27 protein-coding genes and 1 other annotated feature are annotated in these 25,032 nt (G+C 42.7%); of the genes, 6 read left to right on the forward strand and 21 right to left on the reverse strand.

Annotated features, from left to right (window positions below):
- Positions 1 to 9 precede the first annotated feature (9 nt).
- From OW255_RS20125 to metG, 3 genes are all read right to left on the reverse strand, one after another.
- Positions 10 to 777: a TatD family hydrolase gene (locus OW255_RS20125; protein ID WP_024838021.1), complete on the reverse strand. Its 768-nt coding sequence runs from the start codon at positions 775 to 777 to the stop codon at positions 10 to 12.
- Positions 778 to 790: 13 nt separating this feature from the next.
- Positions 791 to 1,549: a TraX family protein gene (locus tag OW255_RS20130; RefSeq protein WP_024838020.1), complete on the reverse strand. Its 759-nt coding sequence runs from the start codon at positions 1,547 to 1,549 to the stop codon at positions 791 to 793.
- An 88-nt stretch (positions 1,550 to 1,637) separates the two neighbouring features.
- On the reverse strand, positions 1,638 to 3,611 hold the full coding sequence (metG, locus tag OW255_RS20135) for a methionine--tRNA ligase (RefSeq protein ID WP_268115140.1): 1,974 nt from the start codon (positions 3,609 to 3,611) through the stop codon (positions 1,638 to 1,640).
- A 90-nt stretch (positions 3,612 to 3,701) separates the two neighbouring features.
- Positions 3,702 to 3,986: a binding site (T-box leader), on the reverse strand.
- Between the two features lie 141 nt (positions 3,987 to 4,127).
- Here metG and OW255_RS20140 point away from each other — a divergent pair.
- Positions 4,128 to 5,948 (forward strand): DUF885 domain-containing protein, encoded by a 1,821-nt coding sequence (locus OW255_RS20140; RefSeq protein ID WP_268115141.1) that lies wholly within the window; start codon positions 4,128 to 4,130, stop codon positions 5,946 to 5,948.
- Positions 5,949 to 6,057: 109 nt separating this feature from the next.
- On the opposite strand, the gene OW255_RS20145 is transcribed toward OW255_RS20140, so the two are convergent.
- From OW255_RS20145 to OW255_RS20155, 3 genes are all read right to left on the reverse strand, one after another.
- Positions 6,058 to 6,591, reverse strand: coding sequence for a GerMN domain-containing protein (locus OW255_RS20145; protein ID WP_024838017.1), 534 nt, complete (start codon positions 6,589 to 6,591; stop codon positions 6,058 to 6,060).
- A gap of 27 nt (positions 6,592 to 6,618) precedes the next feature.
- Entirely contained in the window at positions 6,619 to 7,068 is a 450-nt protein-coding gene (locus tag OW255_RS20150) for a MarR family winged helix-turn-helix transcriptional regulator (RefSeq protein ID WP_024838016.1), read from the reverse strand.
- A 107-nt stretch (positions 7,069 to 7,175) separates the two neighbouring features.
- A complete protein-coding gene (locus OW255_RS20155; RefSeq protein ID WP_024838015.1) occupies positions 7,176 to 7,703 on the reverse strand; it encodes a spore maturation protein in 528 nt (175 codons plus the stop codon).
- Between the two features lie 116 nt (positions 7,704 to 7,819).
- Between OW255_RS20155 and OW255_RS20160 the strand changes: the two genes are divergently transcribed.
- Positions 7,820 to 8,179 (forward strand): arsenate reductase family protein, encoded by a 360-nt coding sequence (locus OW255_RS20160; RefSeq protein WP_268115142.1) that lies wholly within the window; start codon positions 7,820 to 7,822, stop codon positions 8,177 to 8,179.
- A gap of 131 nt (positions 8,180 to 8,310) precedes the next feature.
- Here the strand turns inward: OW255_RS20160 and OW255_RS20165 are convergent, their stop codons facing one another.
- Positions 8,311 to 8,871, reverse strand: coding sequence for a hypothetical protein (locus tag OW255_RS20165; RefSeq protein ID WP_024838013.1), 561 nt, complete (start codon positions 8,869 to 8,871; stop codon positions 8,311 to 8,313).
- Between the two features lie 112 nt (positions 8,872 to 8,983).
- Here OW255_RS20165 and OW255_RS20170 point away from each other — a divergent pair, with 112 nt between their 5' ends.
- On the forward strand, positions 8,984 to 10,051 hold the full coding sequence (locus tag OW255_RS20170; protein WP_024838012.1) for an undecaprenyldiphospho-muramoylpentapeptide beta-N-acetylglucosaminyltransferase: 1,068 nt from the start codon (positions 8,984 to 8,986) through the stop codon (positions 10,049 to 10,051).
- A 1-nt stretch (position 10,052) separates the two neighbouring features.
- Here the strand turns inward: OW255_RS20170 and OW255_RS20175 are convergent, their stop codons facing one another.
- Genes OW255_RS20175 through OW255_RS20240 form a run of 14 tightly spaced genes read right to left on the reverse strand, consistent with a single transcriptional unit; the run spans position 10,053 to position 21,990 of the window.
- Positions 10,053 to 10,595: an RNA polymerase sigma factor gene (locus tag OW255_RS20175; RefSeq protein WP_024838011.1), complete on the reverse strand. Its 543-nt coding sequence runs from the start codon at positions 10,593 to 10,595 to the stop codon at positions 10,053 to 10,055.
- A 17-nt stretch (positions 10,596 to 10,612) separates the two neighbouring features.
- Positions 10,613 to 11,029 carry an HIT family protein gene (locus OW255_RS20180; RefSeq protein ID WP_268115143.1) on the reverse strand — a complete coding sequence of 139 codons (417 nt, stop codon included), beginning with the start codon at positions 11,027 to 11,029 and terminating at the stop codon, positions 10,613 to 10,615.
- A gap of 24 nt (positions 11,030 to 11,053) precedes the next feature.
- Entirely contained in the window at positions 11,054 to 11,674 is a 621-nt protein-coding gene (locus OW255_RS20185; RefSeq protein ID WP_268116643.1) for a rhomboid family intramembrane serine protease, read from the reverse strand.
- A gap of 50 nt (positions 11,675 to 11,724) precedes the next feature.
- Positions 11,725 to 13,344 (reverse strand): DUF6382 domain-containing protein, encoded by a 1,620-nt coding sequence (locus OW255_RS20190; protein WP_268115144.1) that lies wholly within the window; start codon positions 13,342 to 13,344, stop codon positions 11,725 to 11,727.
- Position 13,345: 1 nt separating this feature from the next.
- The gene (locus OW255_RS20195; RefSeq protein ID WP_268115145.1) at positions 13,346 to 13,705 is read right to left on the reverse strand and encodes a hypothetical protein; all 360 of its coding nucleotides are present in this window, start codon (positions 13,703 to 13,705) and stop codon (positions 13,346 to 13,348) included.
- 26 nt (positions 13,706 to 13,731) lie between these two features.
- Positions 13,732 to 14,166 (reverse strand): prepilin peptidase, encoded by a 435-nt coding sequence (locus OW255_RS20200; protein WP_268115146.1) that lies wholly within the window; start codon positions 14,164 to 14,166, stop codon positions 13,732 to 13,734.
- Between the two features lie 11 nt (positions 14,167 to 14,177).
- The gene (locus OW255_RS20205) at positions 14,178 to 15,101 is read right to left on the reverse strand and encodes a hypothetical protein (RefSeq protein ID WP_268115147.1); all 924 of its coding nucleotides are present in this window, start codon (positions 15,099 to 15,101) and stop codon (positions 14,178 to 14,180) included.
- 19 nt (positions 15,102 to 15,120) lie between these two features.
- The gene (locus OW255_RS20210; protein ID WP_268115148.1) at positions 15,121 to 17,007 is read right to left on the reverse strand and encodes a DUF5702 domain-containing protein; all 1,887 of its coding nucleotides are present in this window, start codon (positions 17,005 to 17,007) and stop codon (positions 15,121 to 15,123) included.
- On the reverse strand, positions 17,007 to 17,192 hold the full coding sequence (locus tag OW255_RS20215) for a Flp1 family type IVb pilin (protein WP_024838003.1): 186 nt from the start codon (positions 17,190 to 17,192) through the stop codon (positions 17,007 to 17,009). The genes OW255_RS20210 and OW255_RS20215 overlap by 1 nt, the downstream gene beginning before the upstream one ends.
- Positions 17,193 to 17,207: 15 nt before the next feature.
- Positions 17,208 to 18,470, reverse strand: coding sequence for an immunoglobulin-like domain-containing protein (locus OW255_RS20220; protein WP_024838002.1), 1,263 nt, complete (start codon positions 18,468 to 18,470; stop codon positions 17,208 to 17,210).
- Between the two features lie 9 nt (positions 18,471 to 18,479).
- Positions 18,480 to 19,217 (reverse strand): type II secretion system F family protein, encoded by a 738-nt coding sequence (locus OW255_RS20225; RefSeq protein WP_268115149.1) that lies wholly within the window; start codon positions 19,215 to 19,217, stop codon positions 18,480 to 18,482.
- On the reverse strand, positions 19,207 to 20,442 hold the full coding sequence (locus OW255_RS20230; protein ID WP_268115150.1) for a CpaF family protein: 1,236 nt from the start codon (positions 20,440 to 20,442) through the stop codon (positions 19,207 to 19,209). Before OW255_RS20230 ends, OW255_RS20225 begins: the two co-directional genes overlap by 11 nt.
- 11 nt (positions 20,443 to 20,453) lie before the next feature.
- Entirely contained in the window at positions 20,454 to 21,455 is a 1,002-nt protein-coding gene (locus OW255_RS20235) for a P-loop NTPase family protein (RefSeq protein WP_268115151.1), read from the reverse strand.
- A 22-nt stretch (positions 21,456 to 21,477) separates the two neighbouring features.
- A complete protein-coding gene (locus OW255_RS20240; protein WP_024837998.1) occupies positions 21,478 to 21,990 on the reverse strand; it encodes an A24 family peptidase in 513 nt (170 codons plus the stop codon).
- Positions 21,991 to 22,382: 392 nt separating this feature from the next.
- Between OW255_RS20240 and OW255_RS20245 the strand changes: the two genes are divergently transcribed.
- From OW255_RS20245 to glgB, 3 genes are all read left to right on the forward strand, one after another.
- Positions 22,383 to 22,757 carry an ArsR/SmtB family transcription factor gene (locus tag OW255_RS20245; RefSeq protein WP_024837997.1) on the forward strand — a complete coding sequence of 125 codons (375 nt, stop codon included), beginning with the start codon at positions 22,383 to 22,385 and terminating at the stop codon, positions 22,755 to 22,757.
- 100 nt (positions 22,758 to 22,857) lie between these two features.
- Complete coding sequence (locus tag OW255_RS20250; protein WP_024837996.1) at positions 22,858 to 23,076, forward strand: YaaL family protein; 219 nt, start codon at positions 22,858 to 22,860, stop codon at positions 23,074 to 23,076.
- 34 nt (positions 23,077 to 23,110) lie between these two features.
- The gene (gene glgB, locus OW255_RS20255) at positions 23,111 to 25,027 is read left to right on the forward strand and encodes a 1,4-alpha-glucan branching protein GlgB (RefSeq protein WP_024837995.1); all 1,917 of its coding nucleotides are present in this window, start codon (positions 23,111 to 23,113) and stop codon (positions 25,025 to 25,027) included.
- The last annotated feature ends 5 nt before the right edge of the window (positions 25,028 to 25,032 follow it).

Below are 25,032 nucleotides of genomic sequence, written 5' to 3' on the forward strand. Positions count from 1 at the left end.
TCTTTCCTGTTACCTGATTCGGTACATGGTTCTTGCATTTTGGTTGGTGATCTTTATGACTTCTTCTTCGGATATGCCTTTGATCTCGCTGATTTCCTTTACCACGTAGGTAAGATTTAAGGAAGAGTTCCGCTTTCCTCTGTTTGGCACCGGTGCCAGGTACGGGCAGTCTGTTTCCAGCACCAGCTGTTCCATTGGCATATATTCTACCACTTCTTTCAGCTTCTTTGCATTCTTAAAGGTAAGAACGCCGCCGATTCCCAGATAGAACCCCATGTTCAAGTATTCTCTCGCCATCTCTTTTCCATAGGAAAAGCAGTGGATGACGCCTCCCAGCTCCTGGGATTTTTCTGCCTTCATGATATCCAGAGTATCTTTGGCCGCATCTCTGCTGTGAATGATGATGGGAAGGCTCACTTCTCTTGCCAGGTCAAGCTGGCGTATGAACCATTTTTTCTGTATTTCACGGTCTGGCTCATCCCAGTAGTAGTCAAGACCGATTTCTCCGATGGCTACAATCTTTGGGTGGGAGGATTGTTCCTTTAACCATATCATTCCCTCTTCGTCAAGTTCTCCGGTCTCGTTTGGGTGCACACCGATGGCACCGTAAACATTGGGATACTTGTCTACCATATTCATGGTATTCTGAGAAGTTTTTATGCTGGCTCCCACATTGGTCACCGCTTCTATGCCGTGGAGGGCAAGGCTGTTTAACAGCTCTTCCCTGTCCTCCTCAAATGCCTCATCATCATAATGGGCGTGTGTATCAAAAATCATGGTATCTCCTCATTTATAATTTTACAATTAAAAGGTAAATAAGATAGAGTAAAAGAAGGTGGACTGGATAGAACCAGTAGAATAACTTATCCAAACTCCTTTTCCCTCTTTCTCCGTTGTAATTGCGGATCGGGAACAGGGCCAATGCCCCGGCGCCTAAGCAGTAAAGGCTTTGCAGTGCCGCCACAAAACCAGATAAAAGACTTTGTAATTTGGGCTTATCCCGATATACGTAAAAGATCAGTATTAATACAATACCAATAATATTATAGTCACATTTTATTAATACAGACGCGCCACAGCCAACTACAATGGCCAGAACCTGCTTTAATGGGTCGCCAAATGCCTTCTGGTAAGCGGTCAGGACCCAAAGTCCGATGAGCAGGGTAAATAACACATTCTGGTACTCCGGGTGAAACCATTCCCCTGAAATTGCCAAGTCAAAGGGTACTTCAGAAACCAGAGCAAATATTAGAAGCCTGAAGCTATAACGCTTTACATTTCTGGTATGAATAAAGCCTTGTACCAGAAGAAAACAAAAGATGGGGAACGAAATTCTTCCTATGACACGAAGGGCAAAGTCAAGATATCCCCATAGCTTTACCTGGGTAATCCCCATAAAGGTCTGAGTTAAGTCCATATTAGGGTTCTTAAATATTCCATTTTCTATTAATACTGCACCGATGTGGTCAATGAACATGGTGACCACAGCAATAAGCTTAAGGGTATATCCGGTGAATCCTTCTCTTGTGGGGCTTGTTGTCTCCTGCATGGAATTCTCCTTTTTAATACAACAGACCGGATTTCAAAAACCCGGCCTGCCTTGTTTACGTTTTTTTATCGTCTGATGTTCCCTTATATTAGCAGATTTCTGCTCCTGCCGGCATGGTCTTCTCCGGAACCATAAGGGATAGATTGCCTTCTGCATCTTCCGCACATAAAAGCATGCCTTCGGATACAACACCAGCCAATTTGGCCGGCTTTAAGTTTACCACAACCATTACCTTTTTGCCAACCATTTCTTCTGGAGAATAGTGAGCTTTAATGCCGCTTACGATCTGCTTTACCTGGCTTCCGATGCGTACCTGGGAGCAGAGAAGCTTTTTGGATTTCGGCACTGCTTCACAGGCAATGATCTCTCCTACCTGGAATTGAAGCTTTGCAAAATCATCGTATTCAATTTCTGCCTTAGGCTCAATGTCTATCACATCTCCGGACTCTACGGCTGACTCTTTGGCCTCTTCTACCGGAGCGAACAGGGCATCTACCTTATCCATTACTTCCTTGATGTCCATACGGGCAAAAAGGATCTCAGGCTGTTCTGTTACCTTGCCTCCTGACGGATAAAGTCCAAACTCGCTCATCTGGGACAGCTCTCTCTTTTCGGTGTTAAGCTGGCTTAAAATCTTCTTTGAGGTTTCCGGCATAAAGGAATCAAGAAGGGAAGCTCCAATGGTAATTGCTTCTGTTAAATGGAATAACACGGTTTCCAGACGGGCTTTCTTTTCCTCGTCCTTTGCAAGTGTCCAGGGTGCGGTCTCGTCAATATATTTGTTGCTTCTTCTGAAAATATTAAAGATATGAGTGATGGCATCAGCCACACGAAGCTTCTCCATCTTCTCCTGAACCTTTTTCACCTCGTCAAGTACCACTGCTTTTAAGTCTTCATCAAATGCATCGGAATCCTTTCCGTTTGTTACCACGCCGCCAAAGTATTTATTGGACATGGAAATGGTACGGTTTACAAGGTTTCCAAGAATATTGGCAAGGTCAGAATTCATGCGCTCGACCATAAGCTCCCAGGAGATCACGCCATCATTTTCAAAGGGCATCTCATGAAGCACAAAGTAGCGGACGGCATCCACACCAAAGAAATCCACTAAGGTATCGGCATAAAGAACATTTCCCTTTGATTTACTCATCTTTCCATCGCCCTGTAACAGCCATGGATGGCCGAATACCTGCTTTGGAAGAGGAATATTGAGTGCCATCAGGAAAATAGGCCAGTAAATGGTATGGAAGCGGATGATGTCCTTACCGATAAGGTGTAAGTCTGCCGGCCAAAGCTTCTGATACTGCTCGGTGCTGTTTCCATCACAGTCATAGCCGATTCCTGTAATATAGTTTGTCAAAGCATCCAGCCATACATACGTTACATGCTTTGGATCAAAGCTGACTGGAATACCCCAGGTAAATGTTGTTCTGGATACGCAAAGGTCCTGAAGTCCTGGAAGCAGGAAGTTGTTCATCATCTCATTTTTTCTGGAAACCGGCTGGATAAACTCCGGGTTCTCATTAATATGAGCGATGAGACGGTCCGCATATTTACTCATGCGGAAAAAGTATGCCTCTTCCTTGGCAGGCTTCACTTCGCCGCCGCAGTCCGGGCACTTTCCATCCACCAGCTGAGACTCGGTAAAGAAGGATTCGCAGGGAGTACAGTAAAGGCCTTCATAATGTCCTTTATAGATATCGCCCTGATCATAAAGCTTTTTAAAGATCTTCTGAACCTGCTTTTCATGGTATTCATCGGTGGTACGGATGAATTTATCATAGGAGGTATTCATTAAATCCCAGATTCCTCTGATTCCATCGGCTGCCTGATCTACGAATTCCTTTGGAGTCACTCCGGCTGCTTTCGCCTTTTCTTCGATCTTTTGTCCATGCTCATCGGTTCCTGTCTGGAAAAATACATCGTAGCCCTCGGCTCTTTTATAGCGGGCAATGGCATCTGCCAATACAGCTTCATAAGTATTACCAATATGAGGCTTTCCGGATGCATAGGCAATGGCGGTTGTAATATAATAAGGTTTTTTGTTTGATTCTTTACACATGTTCTTCCCTCCTGGTTCTATCATGAGTTGCTACGGAAATTAGGCTGCTTTCTCCAAAGAAAAACCCGTCTTAAAATATCCTCTCGGAAATTTAAAGACGGGCGATTATCCCGTGATACCACTTTAATTTATCCATGCCTTACAGCATGGACCTTACCGGCTGCATACGCACTCAGAATCTTCATAATTCCTAAGCTGCTTATACAGTCTGACACGATAACGGGTGTAACCGTCGGAATCTAAAAGCATGTAATATGCCAGTTCGGTTCCGCTGCTCCAAGGCCATATTGGGAAATAAGTCCAAGCTTCCTTTTCAGCATACGGAAGTCTCTGCACATGAACCTTATCTCTTACTCTTCTTTTCTCAGCATTCTCATATAGATCATTGTTAGTAATCCTAGTGTAATGGCTTCGAAGAAGTTTGTCAAGCAGGGAACCTTCTTAATTCCCTGTTTAGTCATGACTTTTTCATTTCCCACATATAAATATTAATAGTGAATTACGGAGGAATCATATATGACAAACAAATTTTTTAAAAGAGGCCGATGGCTGATTTCCATTTTCCTGGTGGTCTCCCTGCTTTGTTCGTGCACGCCGCCGCCAAAGTCAGCCGCTACCCCCTCTGGTACGGGATATGAGCATTACAATGCTGCTGATGTATCCATGCAGAAAAATTTTGATCTGTTTACGGACGATTTATTCCGAAATGAAATAAGCAACTCTGGGATCAGCTTTCATTTTACCATGGCAGATCCGGCTTCCCGGGGGCTTAAAACGGTTCCTCTGACGCTGGGGGACTTTTCCCTGGATAACATGAAGAAAAACTCAAAGGATCTGGCTGAGCTAAAGAAAAAACTGAATCAGTTTAATCCCAGAAAACTGACAAAGGATCAGCGCCTGACTTATCAGATTCTTTACTCCTACATAGATACAGAGATGGCTTCGGAAGGCCTGGAGCTTTATACTCAGCCGCTTACTACAACCATTGGCATTCAGGCACAGCTTCCTGTCCTATTTGCGGAATACGCCTTCTACAAAAAGGACGATGTGGACCATTATCTGTCACTGCTTTCTACCATTGATGATTATTATTCACAGATTCTGGAGTTTGAAAAGCAAAAATCAGAAGCCGGTCTCTTTATGTCAGATTCTGCTGCGGATCATGTTTTAAAATCATGTGAAGCTTATTTGATTCAGCCGGACCACAGCTTTCTCTCAGAGACCTTTAACACCAGGATCGATGCTTTAAATGATCTGACCCCGGAAGAAAAAGCTGCTTACAAAGAAAAGAATTTAAAGGTCCTTGAGGAGCATTTTGTTCCGGCCTATAAAAACCTGATTAATGGAATTACTGCCCTTATGGGGACCGGAAAGAATGACAAAGGTCTTTCCTGGTATCCGGAAGGGAAGAAATATTTTGAGTACCTGGTCAATTCAAATACCGGAACCTCTTATGATTCCGTAGACAGCTTAAAAAAAGCCATTGAAAAACAGATTACCTCTGACATTAAGGCTCTTGGTCAGATTACGAAGGAGAATCCAAAGGTTCTCGATCAGCTTGATACTTATTCCTTTAATGTAACGAAACCGGAAGATATTTTAGAGTCCTTAAAATCTCAGATCGCCAAGGACTTTCCTGAGCTTCCAAAGAACCAGTACACGGTCAAATATGTTCCGAAAGCCCTGGAATCTTCCTTAAGCCCTGCCTTTTATCTGGTACCGCCTATTGACCGGTACGAAGATAATATTATCTATATTAATGGTAATCCAAGGTTTCAAAATGACGATCTTTATACCACTCTGGCCCATGAAGGATATCCGGGACACTTGTACCAGAATGTTTACTTCCTGAGCAAAAGCCCCAACGACTTAAGAAGTATTTTATCCTTCTCAAGCTATTCGGAAGGGTGGGCCACCTACGTAGAAAATTACTCTTATACCCTTGACAACGGACTGGACCCGGATCTTGGAAAGCTCCTGGCACACAACTCTGCGGTTACTTTGGGGATTTATGCGTATCTTGATATCTGCATTAATTATGAAGGTTGGGATAAGGAGCAGACAGCGAAGTACCTTAGTACCTTCTACAATGTGGAGAAAACGGATATCGTGGATTCCATTTATAACAGCCTGGTAGAGAATCCAACCAACTACATGGAGTACTATGTGGGATATTTAGAAATCATGGAAATGAGAAATGCCGCCGAGAAAATCTTAAAAGACAAATTCAATTTAAAAGAGTTTCATACCTTTTTACTGGATATTGGTCCAGCACCATTTTCCGTCATACTGCCGGAGTTTCGTAACTGGCTTGGTAAAGAGCTCAGATCCAGCTAATATTAAGTTTAACAAAAACAAACCTTACGAATAAGAGGCAGGAGCATGTTACCTATGCTCCTGCCTCTTTTATGTTCCAGATCTTATCAAATGAGTTTTCAGACACACCCTAACCAATCTGTTTATAGTCTTTTACGTATTCCAGCAAATCATTATCACCCTGCTTCACCTTCTCGCCGGAATAATTCTTTCCATTTACCAGAACCTTTAATTTATCCAATGAAAAATTCTCTATAAAGGTATTGCCCACTGCAGTCAGAGTAACTAAATCATTCCCTCCTTTTGCAGGCATCTTGGATAGATCCAGCGTACCTTTGCCATCTTTTGATTCGTATTTAACAACGGTTGTTCCTTCTTCCAGAACACCGTATTCAATCAGCTTATCCACCAAAGCCTCTGCCGTGAGCTTGTCCACTGCATCCATAGCCTGGTTAAGGCCAGTACCATCGCTATTCTTGCTATATACAGAGATGATTTCCATTGGTTCCACGTTAGGATCCGGAACCTTGTCACTTGCGCCACCGGTAGAAGCCTCTGCCTGGGGAATTGGTGCCGTTGTCTCCATCTTAGGCTGTGTTGGTGTACACGCTGACAGGGACATCATCATTATAACGCTCATTAACATCACGATGAATTTTCTCATAATTGCGTATTGCCTCCTTAAACTCTCTTAAAGGCTCCGAAACCAGTGGTTAAGATTGGTCAGAGCTTTGATCAAAACTTCTATCTCATCTTCGCCTAGTGAATCGACAATGCCCCGAATCATCTCCTGATGAAATTTGGCATGGTGTTCAAAGGCTTGTTTCCCTTTTTCTGAAAGTGAAATGTAAACCACTCGCCGGTCCTCTTTCCCTCTTTGGCGGGTCACATACCCTTTCTTTACAAGGCTGTTCATGGCTATGGTAAGCGTCCCAACCGTAACAGACAGCTCTCTGGCAATGGTCGACATATTTTTAGGTTCTCCGACGCCGATCGCTTCTATTACATGCATATCATTATTCGTAATATTATTAAATTCCTGGGTAATGATAGCCTGTTGTTCAATATCCATAATATCCCGAAACAGTCTTACCAATACTTCGTTAAGAGTTCCGTAAGTATCCACGTTAATCCCTTTCATATTGTTATGACAATAAAAGCTTCCTCGTAATTATACATGATTATGTATTTATAGACAACCACTTGAATTCTTATGAAATTCTTAAAATGGAGATGAAATAATCCCTTTTATACCAAAATACGGCTTAAAATGACACTGGCTGCAATTCCTGCAATGGTTGCTGTCAAAGCACCGGTAAGGGCATACCTGGTTTTACGTATTTTTACGGTTCCGAAATAAACACTTAAGCAATAAAATAAGGTCTCTGTACAGCTCATAATTATGGAGGTAACCATACCGATATAAGAGTCTGTGCCATATTTTTTAAAGATATCTAACACCAGTCCAATGGCTGCTGAGTTGGATACCATACGGATTAAAATTACAGGGACCACTGGAGCCGGTAAATACAAAAGGGATGCCGGCTTAGTCAGCAGGCCGGAAAGAAAATCAAGAAAGCCAGAAGCGCGAAGGACTCCAACCGCTGTCATAAGACCGATTAAAGTGGGAAGGATACCTGCTACCGTCTTCATCCCATCTTTTGCACCATTTATAAAATCATCAAAAACAGGACGTTTTGATAAAATACCAAAACCAACAATATAAAAGATGATTAAAGGCACCAGTGCCTCTGACAAAAACATTAAAAATCTCATTATTTCTCCCGGGTTTCCTTGATTATTACATTCTATTCCAAATCTTTCCTTTTCATTCAATAGGTTTCAAGGTAAAATATATATGAAAGCAAAAGAAAATGGAAAGGAGCCAACCTATGAGTTTACTATTTTTACAGTATCCGCCCTGCAGCACCTGTAAAAACGCAAAAAAGTGGCTGGATGCGCACAATATATCTTATGAAGCAAGGAATATAAAAGAAGAAAACCCAAAGGAACATGAGCTTTTAGAATGGATTAAAAAAAGCGGTCTTCCCATAAAGAAGTTCTTTAACACCAGCGGCAATATCTATAAGGAACAGAATCTAAAAGAAGCCCTTCCAGGAATGAGTGAAGAAGAACAGATCCGGCTTCTTGCAACCAATGGTATGCTGGTGAAGCGGCCGCTGATCATTGGGGAGGATTTTGTTTTAACTGGTTTTAAAGAGGAAGAATGGTTAAAGAACTTGATTTCCTGAGATTAAAATAAAAATTCCTGATAAAACGGGAGTTATAATACAGCTGCTGTTTTGTCAGGAATTTCTTCTTATTCATCTGGTTTTTCATATGTTTCCTATTATAATACCACCCTGATTTAGAATATCGCCTTTCATCTGATGGGTAAGTTATTGGAAGAATGAAATGTGATTTTCCGGTTGATCTCTGGAATATCATTGATTTCATGATCCTTTTGATAACTTTTTATCTTTCTTTCAGCCCGATGCGAATCCGTGGCTCCTTCCGATGGAGATATGAATGGAAGAAAACAAAGGGTATCATCTTCATGCCAGATTTTTGTCTCTGGTATCTTAGCTTTACTTATACGGTATTTTTCAGCTTTACCGGCACAAACTCCAATGGATGTCACGGAAAAAATGACACAAATCACCATGGATACCATAAATGGCTTATGCAGATAATATACTAATCTTCGATATTTGCTCCGAAGTTTAAGTTGTCTGTTTAAAACAGTGGTTGCTCCCCGGCGTCTCATCTCTGCCATGATCGTCTGGAATTCACCAGGCGGAGGAGAAGGGGGATCCGGTGTTATTTCCGGGTGCTGCTGCATATAATCAAGCAGATATGCTTCCATTTTCTCCTGGGAAGCCTTACTCTTTTTGTTACATTTTAAAATGGAACATTTATTATGATTGTCTCTTCCCTGCTCCATGTCTGCACCTCTTAAATACAAGTTATCCTTAAGTCTTCATACTCTTTGGGGTTGACTTTTTACCGTCAGCGTTTACTATTAATAGTATATCGAATCTGGGAGGCAACGCTTTATGAAAAAAATCGTGTTAACCGGCGGAGGCACTGCTGGTCATGTTACCCCGAACCTGGCTCTGATTCCCTCTTTAAAAGAGAGAAATTATGACATTCACTATATAGGTTCCTATCAGGGAATCGAGCGGAAACTCATAGAGGGAGCTGGTATTGCCTACATCGGCATCTCCTCCGGTAAATTCCGCCGGTACTTTGACCCCAAAAATTTTACTGACCCATTCCGCGTCATAAAAGGATATGGGGAAGCATTAAAATTTCTTAAAAATTACAGACCGGATGTCGTATTCTCTAAAGGTGGTTTTGTAGCAGTTCCTGTTGTACTGGCTGCCAAACGTTTAAAGATACCCGTTATCATTCACGAATCCGATATGACACCAGGTCTTGCTAATAAGCTGTGTATTCCTGCTGCAACAAATGTCTGCTGCAATTTCCCGGAAACACTGGCCTATCTTCCAAAAGAAAAAGCCATTTTAACAGGCTCCCCCATTCGCAAAGAATTGTTACAGGGGGATCGTCTTAAGGGGTTAAGTTTTGCCAAGCTCTCCGAAACCCGTCCTGTGATATTAATCATCGGAGGCAGTCTCGGTTCCGTAACAGTCAACAATGCAGTAAGAGAAATACTTCCCAAGCTTTTAAAGGATTTCCAGATCATACATATCTGTGGAAAAGGCAATCTGGATGAGAGCCTTATAAGTACCACTGGATATGTACAATATGAGTATGTAGATGCTCCTTTAAAGCATTTATTTGCTGCTGCTGATCTGATGATATCAAGAGCCGGAGCAAACGCTATCTGTGAAATACTTGCCCTTAGAAAGCCAAACATTCTGATTCCTCTTTCTGCCGCTGCCAGCAGAGGTGATCAGATTTTAAACGCAAGATCCTTTCATAAGCAGGGATTCAGCTTTCTCCTGGAAGAGGAAAATCTATCAGGAGACTCCCTTCTTAAGGCCGTATCCGAAACGTATCAGAACAGGAAATCTTACATTTCAAATATGGAACAGAGTGAACAGCATAACGCTATTGATGCCATAGTAGAAATGGTTGAATCCCTGACCGGAAAATAATTTATGTATCAAAGCTGGGTCCAAGAATCCTTTTTAGACAGACTCTTGTCCGGTATATCCGGGAGCGGCATACCGTTCCCGGAATCCCTAACAATTCACAAATCTCTGGAATCGTAAGCTGTTTTAAGAAATAAAGGACAGCCATCTCTTTCCACTCTTCCCTCATATTAGATATTTCACTTGTGATCATTAAAACAGCCTCCTCTTCAAGAATCATATCAAGGGGATCTGTAATCACATAGCTTGCAAGCAATGCTACCTCATTGGCTGCATCCTCCTGGTTCAAGCTTACTTTTTCATAGTGTCCATTTTTTCGGAGGCAGTCGATTGATTTACTCTTTAGTATCTTAATCAGCATACTTTTCTTTCGCGTTTCAGTCCAGGTCAGCGAATAGTTTTCAAAGTATGCAATAAATGTTTCCTGTACGACATCATCCAGTTCCATATCCGGAACGTGGAGTGTCTTTGCAATCCGTCGAAGCAAGCCCTGGTACTCCCCATAAATGGATTGCAACAACATATTTTCATCTTTATGTATGCTCATTGATAATGCCCCTCTGATTACAGGGCGCTCCTAATAGCGGCTCCTGTCTGTGCTAAGTCTTCCGGACTTGCCTTGCCCGATACCCATGAAACCATAACAGGGCCTTCCTCATAACGAGGAATTAAATGTACGTGAAAATGAAAAACAGTCTGACCTGCTTCTTTTCCGTTATTCTGCACAACATTGAATCCGGCACAGCCTAATGTGGTTTTCATGGCGTTCCCAATTTTTGCTGCCAACGGAAGGACCTTGGCTGCTGTCGCTCCGTCAAGCTCACAAAGATCTTTGTAATGATGTTTTGGAAGAATCAGGGCATGCCCTTTTGTAGCCGGTCCTAAATCCATAATAACGCGAAATGTATCATCCTCATACAGTGTTTCTGAAGGTATGTCCCCATTTGCAATTTTGCAGAAAATGCAATCATCTTCTCTCACACTCTCACCTCCTTCCCAAAAGTATTATTCCCAATTTTCCATGCGTCCAGGCCTTTTCGGCTTACGATACAGAACAATCCCCATTAAAATACCCACGAAAAGTCCCGCAATGTGAGCTGCATTATCTACACCTGTGCTGGAAAAGCCAAAATACAGGGAACACACAATGACCACAACAAGCTGCCGGGTGCTTAGATCTTCCAGCCTTCCCCGGTTTACCACTACTGCATATAAAAGACCACCGATGACACCAAAGATTGCTCCGGAAGCTCCCGCAGAAACGATCAGCCGATAATCTCCAAGATTAACAATCATGGAGATTATATTCGCGCCTACTCCGCAGATCAGATAAAAAAAGAAATACTTCACATGTCCCAGGGCTCTTTCCAGGTTATCACCCAAAATAAACAAAATGAGCATATTGTTCATAATATGATTGATTCCAAAATGCATAAAAATAGAAGTAAAGAGGCGGTAATACTCACCGCCCTCTACGACTAGAGGCGCATACATGGCTCCATGGGAAACCATGAACTGCGTATTCTCTGTGGAGCCTGTCATTTCCAGATACAGGAAATAAATAACATTTAAAATGATAAATCCCATATTGACAAATGCCTTTTTTCGCCTGTATAAGTCTTCCATCACAGTTCTCCTCCTAAAATAATATAATTATTTTAGCACAAATTAACATATTATGTAAATATAAACGCGAAATTTGCGATAAAAATTTCATCTCCCTTATTTAACGTTACGGTTTCATTGGTTTCCAGCATCCTGCCGTTTACTGATGTTCCGTTGGTGGAGTTTAAATCACATAACTGATATTCTTCCCCTTCCCGGTCAATTTTAGCATGAATTCTGCTTATGGTTTCGCTTTCCAGGACATAGTCCACCAATCCCTCCTGTTTTCCAATAAGATATGGAACATAGGATATGGTGATATCCGGAACTTCTGATCCCACCGCCCTTAGATACCGGGTATTATTATCTGCTGTAGTGTCTGTTAGCAGAACCGTCTGTAAAATTATCTCCTCGTCTTTTTCTTCCGGCTGGTTAGCTGGCTCTTCATCTTCCTCTAGAAATGCCATCTGCCAATCGTATTCCTTTTCTGGAGCGTAATCCATCTTATCTTTTATGTAACTGTCACTTTTTTTATTATCCTTTTTGTAATAGTCCCTGTCGCTATGATTCGTTTTGTAATTGTCCTTAATGTTACTATCCTTAGTGTTACTATCTTTTTTGTTACTACCCTTTTTGCTACTGACTTGCTTTATATTGTCCTTCTTATTATCTCTTTTTAAGCTGTCTTTTTTTACACCATTCATCTTATCACTGGAATGATTTTTATTATCCCATTTAGTTATATCTGGCTTTGCTCCCGCCTTATTTATATCTCGTGTTTTGTTTGTTTCAATCTCAACAGCTTCTCCCTCTGACGCCCTCTCTTTGGCTGAATCATTCCTTCCGCCGAAAAAAAGAAGTACTGCCAAAGAAAGGCAGCCTGCACCAAAAGGAACGTACCAGAACTGGAACACTCCGCGAATTCCTGATACCAGCCACAATATAAGAACCGGAACTGCTATGGCAACTGAAATCAGTAAAAGAACTCTTACCAGGCTGTATTCCGAATTTATCTCAGACTGATTCTCAGGAATTATTGTTTCGTACCTCTCTTCGTCCTTGACTGCGAGCTGGGGTGATATTACGCCATGGTACTCTTCTTCATCTAATATATGGTTTTTATCCATTGAAGCACCATATTTAAGGTCATTTGATTTATTTTCTGTGATTTCAAGAAGGTCATCGATCCCGTAATTGTCTTTCAGACTTTCCTGATAAAGTCCATAAGCCATGACCACACATTCCTTGTCCTGATGATTGACCTTGCCCAGAAGATACCTAAGAAGCTCAGTCATCTCCTGAGAAAAGGTTCCCTTTCTTCCAGGTATGAGGCAAAGAAACACCTTAAAACGCTCAGGGTCCACATATATATATTCCGGATCCAGCAAAATCTGATCTTCCTTTAACAGATATGCTTCCAATCTTGAAAGGGTGCGGGCAATTCCGCCAATGAGCGTTCTAAGCTCTTCTTCTCCCAGGCTCTTGTACTCCAAAATACGGCTTAAGGACTGCTTCGAGGTAATCTCATAATAACATGACCGTTGTCCGTCCAGGCTTTTTATATGAAATTCTAAAAGTCCCTCAATGGAGTTTTTTTCCAGCATCTGCGATTCAAATCCTTTATATTCTGGTATGTCGGGGTTTATAATCAAATAATTATGCTTCATTTCCCGCCTGTATGTAATTTTCATCTTATTCCTCCTGCTCCAAAAGAGTGGCCATTCTTATAAAATTTTCCGGATCATATACGTTTTTCTCCAGGGAAAACTTCCACGTTCCTCCTGCTCCTGAAGCCTTTACCTTTTTTCCGGTTATGGGATTTCCAGAAAGTTTTAAGTCGAACTCATACCTGTCCCAATAAAACGGTTTTCCTGCCCTTTTTTCTGCCCATGAAATTGCCTCAGCTTCAGGCTCGGACTCATTATGCCTAAGTCTTTGGACTGCCTCTGATATGGCCATCGCCCCAACGGTCCTGTCTCTGACATAGTACGCGGTCTGAATTGAAGCCAGCAAAGCCCACAAAACAACCGCCATGACAATGGCAGCTTCCACGGTAAAGCTTCCTGATACCTGACATTTCATAACATCACCAATCCTATCCAGGCTGGAAGAAGAAACGGTAGAAATGGAATGGTGACCTTCTTCACATCGTTTCCCTTTAAGCGAAAAAAGATGTAAATTCCCATGCAGACAAATCCACTTAAGAATACACCGTAAACCAACAGCTTTAGATTTATTAATAGATTAAGAAACAGACCGCTGACCGTAAAAAACCATCCATCTCCTTCCCCAATGGCTCCATCTGAAATCCGACTGATTCCCACCATGAGAAGCCCTATGAGACAGCTTAAGGGTCTGTCACCTATTCCTTGTCCAGAAATTATGATAAATAGAATGCCTGATGTTCCAGCCGCGAACAAAAGCCAGACACTTATGGTTTTACTTCTTCCATCCTGAAATGCAGAATAGACTAAAAATATGGTAAATACGATTTTACTTATGCCTTCAGGCATGTTTAGACCTCCTATTGCGAACAATATGAGCACGCTCCCAAATGGCGCACAGATTCAATGGGAACGGCAGAAACATAGGATATAATTGAAGAACAATTCTTATCCCCATGATACTTTTCTCCTGACGGCATGATATAGACAGGGCTGTTTCCCTCCTTAGAGGGCTGGCATCGGCTACAGGGTTTGTAGGTACTGCCGGATAAGTTTCTCATTTGCACCAGTTCACTTCGTGCTATCTGTTCTAAGTTGTTATATAAGTAGTGGCATGTTCTTGACTTGTGGTATCTTGTACTTCCCTTTCCAATATAGACAATTTCTTCAGATTCCAATGCCTTAGCCTCCTCCATACCCTTTTTTCCAATCCAGGCCCTGCGCGTGGACCTGGCTGTCATAGGCACGCTTTTTAAGCTAAACACCGAAAAAGGCAGCTTGACCCGATAATCCATAATAAGGTCAATGGTTTCCCCGTCCCGAAGAACTGAGGATCTGGCAAAGGAGATTGCTTCCAGGCGGCTTACATCTGCTTTGTCTTCTACTCTCTTTCTCACATAAAAAAGCACACCTTCTCCTGCAAGACTCTCAAGAATCTCTTTTTGAATCCCTTTTGTATTGGAGGTGGTTTCCTGCTCGTTCTGTTTTCCATTCTCAAGGAGATAAGCATACTGGCTTAAGTCTTCCCCAGCCTCTTCAAGAGCTGTTTGAACCTGCCGGTTTATATTCATGATGACCATAGGCATCATCATTATAATCATGAAAAAAACAAATAAAGGAAGTGCCATAGCGGCTTCAATCGTCAGACTGCCCTCCCGCTTGGAGCTAAAGGCAGATGATAATACCCTTTTTACAGAAGGCCGTCCTTTAGAGACGGGGATTTGTACCTGGAGAGTAACAATTTTTTTATTCTTTTTTCCTGCTGGCCGCCTGAAAAAGGGCATGATCATCTGCCTCCTTCCTTTAATATGCTTTCTCTGTTCTGACATCCAATGGATAATAGGGATTGCTGCCTCCAAAAAACAGGTGTTTCGCTTTTACATTTCCTTTTATCTCTGCCTGATAGACGCAGTTTTCCATACGAAAATCCCCTTGGCTTTTACATAGGTTCCACTGGATCATGTCCATAAGACGATAATTTTGCACCTTCTGATCGGAAAGAAACATTAAAAGCTTTAAGTATCCTGTGTAGTCGATTCCCTTATCTCCTGCCTTACCACCAGAAGATTTCCCCGTTTTACCTAACTCCAACAAACTGGATAACGTTAAATTCCAGGTTTCCCTTGATTTTATAAAAGCGGTCTTTTTTCCCTCCAGCAGCATTTTTACATCTACGATTGCCTCACCCAATGCCCATACTGTCATGATAAAAAATGCGATTACTCCAGTAAGAGGAGCGAGACCAGTGACGCCGGTAATCACACTGGCTAACGCGTTGGCTTCCTGCCTTTTCTCGCTGTCTGAAAGGATATGGATCAGGTTCATACCTTCCCGAATTGCTACCAGTTCTGTGACTACCCTTTTTAAATTATCCTCATCATTTGTTTTTCCGGATATGAGATATTCCAGCTCATACTTAAACTCTTTTTCTTCTTCCGAGCAGAAATTTGTCAGAAACCTGCTGCAATACTCTTCAAAAACAAGGCGTTCCAGAAGATTAATTGAAGCGCCTTCTAAAGCACTCATAGAAGCAGAAGGAAAGGAATCACTGTTTACCATCCCTTTGGAAACCTGACTGCCTTCTGGAAGTACAAGGTTTAATAATCCCTGTTCCGCAAATCCTTCTATTTGCTCTAATATTCTCTGTTTCTCAGGGTCCTTTACGCCATTTGAGTAGGATAGCACCGATATTTGAATCCGGTTCCAGATATCCTCTACAGATCCCCACAGTTCACTAAAATCTGGTCCGGAATCTTCCTCATCGTCATACACCCAATTGTCAATAGTATCTTCTACCTCTTCGGCTCTTTCCATGGCCTGCTGGATCACGGTCTTTTGAATATCCATATGCTCTGGAAGCGCTTCCACCTGGTTTCTTCTAGGCCCATCCTGATTTACATAAGTTTCATAGCTATTTGCTTCCTCTGCCATGGCTTTTTGCATCTCTGGACTGATATTTTTTGATAGTGCTTCATTTTTACGTTTTGTCTCATCCAGATTCTTTTTTAATTGGTCTGCCCGCTTTCCATATGTGGTGACCAGGGAGGGAATCCGATCCATCTCTCTTTTTAGTTTCTGGGCGCTCTCTCTAAATCCACTGCCATTATAATTTCCTAACTGCCTTTGGGCCGTCTCCCAGTAATCCTTCTGCGCCCTTAAACAGTCATTGATGTCTTCTAACGCCCGTTCCAGACGCACAGCCTCCTTTGTGTGCCCGGAATAAGACTGAGACAGACTTTCAACGGAAGATGCTTCTTTTAAATTTTTTAGTAAATCTGCTGCACCGTCAGCATCAGGCATATCCTTTATAATTCCATACTTCATGTAATCAAGAATCTCCTTATCCAGATGGGAGCCGCCATCGTCCGTAATCGACACTCGGTCAGATACCTCCGCTGATTCCATCGCCATACCATACCAGCCAGAGCTGTCCATGTATGGTTCCATAAATTGATTCCAGGAATCTTTTATCTCCTTTTCATCCTTTGCTTCAAGGAGAAACAGACGGTATTGATCCCATGCCTCCCTGTGATATTCACTGAATACGGAATCCATGGCAGAATCTGCTGCAAGCTTTAAGTAGCATCTTGCCCCAGCCATACGTGCGGACTCGATTAGTCCGCACATAAGGCTGAAGATGCACAATAGCGCCAGGCTTAAGAACACTGTGATTTGCCCGCTCTTCTGCATTAGTACACCTCTTTTGACTGATTATCAATTTGCTTAAACGTAAGTTCAAGAAGCGCATTAATCCTGTCCTTAAAAATAATAACAAGGCCAATTAGTACCACGAGAATTAAGACCACTTCAATTACACCTACGCCGTCTTCTTCTCTTAAAAAATCCAGGAACTGATTCTTAAGAAATGCTATCATCCTCTCACCCCCTTTCTAATAAAATGACAGAAATGCCGGAAGCACAATCATGGCCATCACCACTCCCAGCATGAGCAGAAGGGGAATTAACAGCTTGGTCCCGGCCTCCTCCCCCAGCTTTTTCGCCAGGTTTTTTCTTTGCTCAAATGCTGATATCATCTCAAGCTCCAGCGACTGGCGAAGTTGTCTGCTTCCATTTTTCTGACTCTGTTCCAAAAGCGCAGAAAGCTTTAAATATGACTGAAGGCCGCACCGCCTTCCAAACTCGCCAAATGCTCTGCTCTCTGATACTCCGCTACTAAGCTGGGAGACCGTCTTCATCATCTCTTCGTAAACAGGTCTCACTCCCCTTTTGCCTTCCTTTACACCAGCGTCATAGCCTGCCACGATTCGTTCCCAGGAATTTCTTAAAGTAAGGCCCGCGCCAATATAAACCACCAGCTTTGATACGACCTCAGAATAATCCAGCAGAAGCTGCTGCTCCCTCTTTTTTGCCAGATGCTGTTTATCCGAATTCACCTTTGCATGCAAGAGAAGCGCCATGAATAATCCAAGAAATGGAAACAGGCGGTGGCTGCTATCCTTTTCTATGGAATAAGTAAGAAGCTGGCCATCATATTCATTGGGTAATCGTAGATAATCTTCTGTTTGCTGTTTTTGATCTTCCTTTTGAGCCCAGGTTAAGAATTCTTCCTCCGTCTTCTCCTGCAAGGAACGGTCAGGAGGATATACCATAACTGGAAAGCGATATGTATGTTCATGGACCCCATCGGATACGAGAGCACGCAGTATGACAGATTCTCCTGTCTCAGCTGCCTGCTGATTATGTACTTTCCCAAGAGAATCTACCAGATCCGGATTGTCCGTTTCCCATCGAATTTTGATTCCATAGTCACTTAAGCTTGTTTTTAGATTCAAATTCTTTCTTATCTTTAAAAGAGATTCATTTTCCCCAAGCATCTGTTCTTCTAGCTTTGGTTTCATAGTTTCAAACAGCTTTTTTGCCTCTTCTTCCGAATAGATTCGCTCCCCAACTGGTATTTTAACTGGTATCTTTTTATCAGACCTTTCCTTATCAAGACCTGATATTTCCACCTCATACGTAGTTTCCCCCTGCCCAGGTCCTGCTCGTTTTAATTCTTTGCCACTCGCCCCTCCTCTTCCTCCCAAAACAGAAGTAAGCTCTATCAGGACATAAAGGAAAATACCTGCTGCCACACAGATGATCTGCGTTTTTGTAATGGCAAGATTCCATTTCCTACAATATTTCTTAAACATGATTTCTCCTTATATTTCAATGCTCATGATCTTCTTTGAGATAAAAAATGCAGATACATACAGCACCATACAGATGGTCATTACAATTCTGCCAATGGCTGTGGTATACATCACATGAAAGAACCCAGGTGATGTGATATCAATATAAATCACAATAAAGAAAGGAATCATGTTCATGACCTTTTGCTCGAACTGTTTCGACGCCGACATGGTAAGTATCTCCTGACGGACAGATACCTTGTCCCGGATAACATTAGAGGTATGGCTGATAATGGAAACCAGCTCTCCTCCGCTTCGCTTTGCCGCACCAAAGACTTCTGCAAAATTCTTCACATCATCAAGACCACTGCGGGCTGCAAACTCTGACAGAGCCTGTTCCACGGAACGGTTGATCTTTATCTGATTTTCAATATGCTTAAACTCCCTGGTAATCAGCCCGTTCTCACCAAAAAGCAGAGTCAGCTCTCTTACAGAAGAGGCAAAGGCATTCTCCACAGAGTAGCCTGCACTTAAAAATGAGGCTAATAGTAAAATCCCTTCCTTAAATTCAACATTAAGCTGCTGCAGTCTTTTTTCTTTTTCTTCCTTACGTTTTAAGAGAGGATAAAGGATTCCAAATGGAATCAGAATGAGAAAGACTATAACATTTCGGTAAAAGACATATGCAAAAACGCCAGCCAGAGCCAGCCCCTGTGAGCCATATATGCACCACTGGGCAAATGTTAAATCGTAATGATCATAGTTCAACGCCTGCTGCTTTGAGTTTTTCGGTATTTTGAAGGTCACCCACCTTGTTAAGTCTTCCCTGAACCCTTTTTTTGTTGTCCTCTTTTTTGCTGTCCACGTTTTCATAATCCTCTTCAAACCGGTACAGCGGGTTAAGCCTGATTTCTCCATTTTCATAACCTGACACCTCCATAATGGACAGGACCCGCCTGCTTTTATCTCGTAATCTCCCCAGGTGTATTAAAATATCAATGGCTGCTGCTATCTGGCTCCTCACTGCCGGAAGAGGGATATCAGCGCCCATTAGCACCATGGTTTCCAGCCTTGACAACATATCTTTGGGACTGTTTCCATGTCCCGTACTTAAGCTGCCGTCATGCCCCGTATTCATAGCTGATATCATATCCAAGGCTTCTTTTCCCCTGACCTCTCCGATAATAATCCGGTCGGGATTCATTCGAAGGGAAGCTTTAATTAAATCTCCAATAGTAATTTCCCCTTCCCCTTCTCCGTTTGCCCCTCTCGTCTCAAGCCTGACCAGATTCTTAATTTGGGTGATCTTAAGCTCAGCCGAATCCTCAATGGTCACAATTCTTTCATCCTTTGGAATATAAGATGAGAGAGCATTTAGAAATGTACTTTTCCCGGAGTTGGTTCCACCGCAGACAAAGATGTTATACCCGGCTTCCACGATTGCCTTTAAAAATTCTGCGGACTCTTTTGTAAGTGAACCATAAGATAAGAGCTTTTCCATGGTGATTGGCTCAGGAAACTTTCGGATGGTGACTGCAGGTCCGTCCAGGGCAATGGGCGGAAGCACAACATGAACTCTGGAGCCGTCAGAAAGCCTTGCATCGGCAATGGGCCTTGATACATTCACCGTACGGTTCACCCGGCTCACAATCTGCTGAATGGTATCCTCAAGCTGTTCCTGACTGTCAAAGGTCCTTCCCCACAGCTCCATGGAGCCATTTCTCTCTACAAAGACCCGGTCGGCTCCGTTGACCATAATTTCTGTGATATGACGGTCATCAACAAGCTCCTGAAGAGCACCTAAGCGGCGAAAGGAATCAAAAAGCCTGCACCGAAGCTCTACCTTCTCCTTTAACGGCAGAAAATGCTCCTGCCCATATTCAAGAATCTTTCGGTCTATGATGGCATACAGCTCTTCATCCATAACCTGCTGCTGTTCATTCAGCTCTCTTACAATCTCCTCCCGCATCCTCTTTCGCATCTCTTCTTCCATACTTCCCTCCCTTACGGCTGCTTCCTTAACAGCTGCCTTGTATAATCTCCCAGCTCACTCCAAAGAAGCTGTTCTAAGTAAGAATCCCTTCGCCCAAAGCTTGAGTGATATGGAAGCTTTAATTTCTCAATTCTTTTTGTAACAGCCTCGTGGCCGGAGACAGAAAGATACTCCTCAAACTCTTCTATCTTAGCGACTGAAACGCAGTCTTCCTTAACCGGCATATAAATGACGTCACAGGCCTCCAGTATTTCTGCTGCTTTTTTACCAAACTGGCCCAGATCCAGGATTATGGTCTCATAGGGACTTTCTCTTGCAATTCTCCTGACCAGGTCAGCTGCTTCCCCCGCCCCTATCTGGTTTAAATCCTCCGGATACCGGACAGGCGCCACATAATCCAGTTCTCCCCAGGTATAAACAAGAGACCCAAGTCTGATCCAGCTGTATTTTTCCTGGCTGTAATAGTAAAATAAATCGGATAAGCCTCCCTTAAATTCCTCACCAATCAACGTTCCAAGGCCGGAGCAATCCTCAAAGTTTAAGTAAAGGACCTTTAAATCTCTGGATAAAAGCTGACCCATAGTCAGAGAAAAGGAAGTTTTTAAGCACCGGTTAATAGGAGAGTAGATTCCTATCACCCTTCCGGTCCTGGATATGACTCTGCCCCCGGCCTCTTCGTCACTGGTTAAATAGGCTTCCATCACATCCCGCATGATGCTGTCTGCCGCCTGATATTTATAAATTCCCTTTGATGATTCATCAATAGGGCCATTCTCTCCGTCACACAGATAAAATACCTGCCCTGCCGAAAGACCATTCAGTTCCTCCCTGGAAATGTCTGACTGTATCAGCAACAGATCAATCTCATGGTCCTTTCCATAGCTCATAAGCCTTTCTAACGTGGTAAAGGCAAGGGCTTTAAAGGGAGCCTGTTTCCTCTCGTTGATAAAATCTGCAAGCCGCTCCGCATAAAAAAAATCCTCATCATAAACTGCTAAAATACGTTCTGCCAAATAAAATCCTCCTTTGTGACTGCTACCACGCCAGGGCAAGAAGAGTCCCCAGAAAAAGACACAGGCCAAAAGGAATGACCATATCATACCCATCCCGTTCCGGACGGTAGTAAGCAGTTATTTTACCTGTTTGGATTACATACCTGATATAGGTTAGAAGATGGGAAAAACGGGATATAAAGCCGCCGCTTCCCATTAATTTAATCAGGGACCAGAATGCCCCAATAAGAAAACCATAAAAAATTGCCATTGCGCCGGATGAAAGGCCAAGATATCCGCAGATGAGGGCTGCCATCTTAATATCTCCTGCACCAATCATGCGGAAAAGAAATAAAACAAAGAAAACCGCTGTTACCAAAAGCATCCGGAACAGAAAAAATGCAGGCTCCTTTAAAAAACTGCTGGGACTGGATAGCTGCCCAGCTTCAAGCCCGGTAAGAATCAAACCGTTTCCCATGCCGAGTATCACCCACCAATTAGGAATTTTGTGTTCCCGGACATCAAAATAAGCCCCTGCCCCTAAATGAAGCAGCAAAATAAAATGCCCAATAATGCACTCCCCCCTTACCTGCTTAATATCTTAACGTTGGAAAATATGCTGGATTATCAGCTCTTGAAAATAAAATATGTTTCACCATTCATTGAAAATTGAAATGAAGTATACAGAACGTATACTGGAATATAATTCCATTATGCACAAGGTAAGATTAATTGTCAACTCTTTTTTTCAGAAACCAAAAGACGAGCCTTATGGCTAGGTACCCCAGATATTTTATGTGTATTATTATATATTTATTAATTTTATCAAACTTTTTCCGTATTTTGAGGCAAATTAACCAATATTTCACCCCCAAAGCATTGACGTTTCTTTACCAGAATGGTAAGATATTGTTAGTTTATTTTTTTAAACCAAAGGAGGAACCCCTCATGGAAGGGCAGGACTTTCATATACTTTTTAAGGACTGTATGCCCATTTTCATCGCCCTTGGAGATGAAGTAAGACTGACCATTGTAGAGGCACTTGCCCGTAATGGTCTTTATGACAGCATGGGAAATGATGTCTCAGCTTCCGATGGCCCCATCCGCGGAAAGGTGGGCATGAATGTAAAAGATATCACAGAGAAAACAAACCTTTCCCGTCCGGCGGTCTCCCATCATTTAAAAATCTTAAAAGAGGCCGGTCTTATTGACGTCAGACAGGAAGGAACTGCAAATTTTTATTACCTGACCATTGGAGACACCACGAAAAAACTTTGTTCCCTGGGGCAGCATATGCAGATGATGTTAGACCGAATCCCATGATTTTACGGGCATTACAGGTAAAATATGAATAAAAACCCATTTTCCAGTTATAATGAAACTAACAGATATTATGTAAATTTCAAGAAATGGAGATGGTAAAATGAAGCATGCGACTTTAAAAAAACGCCTGACTGAATCAGAAGAGGAACGTAGATTAAGATACGAAATTGAATGTTCCAAAACAGCAATTGAAGCTGCCAGGAACCACTTTGAGCACGTAGTGGATCCGACCCTTATTGATTGCTATATCTATGAACTGAATGCAGCACAGCTGCGTTATCAGTTTCTCCTGCGCCGTTTTAAAAGCTGGGAGATTTAGTGTGCTATTTTAATGATCACGGAGGAGTGAGCAAATGGCTGAAGAAAAAAAGGAAATCGGGACAGGTTTTATAACAGAGGTAGACCGCTATCTCTTCAACAACGGGAAACATTATGAAATCTACGAGAAGCTGGGTGCTCACCCAAGGACTTACAACAAAGAGGAAGGGATGTATTTTGCAGTATGGGCGCCCCACGCAAAGCAAATCGGAGTGGTAGGTGATTTCAACGGCTGGAATCCGGATGAAAATCCAATGACCTGTCTGGCTGACTCAGGAATCTGGGAGGCCTTTGTTCCGGGGCTTTCTACCGGGGCGCTTTATAAGTATGCAATTACCACGGAAAGCGGCAAGCTTCTTTTTAAAGCAGACCCTTATGCCTTTGAGGCAGAATACCGTCCTCAGACAGCTTCTGTGACTGCCGATTTATCCGGCTATGAGTGGAACGATACCTCGTGGATGGCGAAACGAAAGAAGGCCGATCCCATGGATGGTCCGGTCAGTATCTATGAGGTTCACTTAGGCTCTTGGCGTAAGAAGAACCGGGACGAAAAAGATGGCTATTATACATATGTGGAGGCTGCCCACGAGCTTTCAGACTACGTGGAACAGATGGGCTATACTCACGTGGAGCTTCTGGGGATTGCAGAGCATCCTTATGATGGCTCCTGGGGGTATCAGGTGACCGGATATTTTGCTCCCACCTCACGGTACGGCACGGCAAAGGAATTCATGTACTTTGTTGATTACATGCATCAAAAAGGGATTGGCGTTATCTTAGACTGGGTTCCGGCTCATTTTCCAAAGGACGCCCACGGACTTTCCGACTTTGACGGTAAGCCATGCTACGAATATTCTGACCCAAGAAAAGGAGAGCATCCGGATTGGGGAACAAAGGTCTTTGATTACAGCAAGTATGAGGTGGATAATTTCCTCATTGCCAATGCCCTTTACTGGGTGGAAAAATTCCATGTAGACGGACTCCGGGTGGATGCGGTGGCTTCCATGCTCTATCTTGACTATGGAAGGTCTGACGGAGAATGGGTCCCAAATAAACACGGCCGCAATGAAAATCTGGAAGCCATTGAATTTTTCAAGCACTTAAACAGCATTATCAAAGACAGAGGCAACGGTGCCATGGTGATCGCGGAGGAATCCACCGCCTGGCCCAAGGTCACAGATGATCCCAAAAACGACGGTCTTGGCTTTACCTTTAAATGGAACATGGGCTGGATGCATGATTTTTTAGAATACATGAAGCTGGACCCTTATTTCAGAAAATACAATCACCATAAGATGACCTTTGGTCTTACATATTTTACCAGCGAGAAATATATACTTGTATTATCCCATGATGAAGTGGTGCATTTAAAATGCTCTATGATCGAGAAAATGCCTGGACTTCTGGAGGATAAATTTTCCAACTTAAAAGTAGGCTATACCTTTATGCTTGGCCATCCAGGCAAGAAGCTTTTGTTTATGGGACAGGATTTCGGACAGTTCCATGAATGGGACGAAAAGACAGCTCTTGACTGGTATCTGGCAGATGAGCCTCTTGGAAAAGACCTAAAGGACTATGTCAGGGATCTTCTCCACCTGTATAAGGAATATCCTGCGCTTTATGAGAGGGATTATGACTGGGAGGGCTTCTCCTGGATCAATGCCAATGACAGTGAACAGAGTATCTTTAGCTTTGTCCGGTATAGTAAAGACAAGAAAGACAGTCTTTTGTTTGTTCTTAACTTTACACCGGTAGAGCGAAAGAACTACCGGGCAGGTGTTCCAAAAAAGGGAAGCTATCACCTGGTCCTTAATGAAAGCCACGGTCTTTACCAGCCGGAAGATAAAGCACCCGCCGTTCCTTCTGAGGAAAAGGAGTGGGATGGAAAAAACTATTCCATCGCCTGTCCACTGAAGCCTTACGGTGTGGCTGTTTACCGTTTCAAAGGATAAATTTT

This window comes from Lacrimispora xylanolytica, assembly GCF_026723765.1.
Taxonomy (GTDB): domain Bacteria; phylum Bacillota; class Clostridia; order Lachnospirales; family Lachnospiraceae; genus Lacrimispora; species Lacrimispora xylanolytica.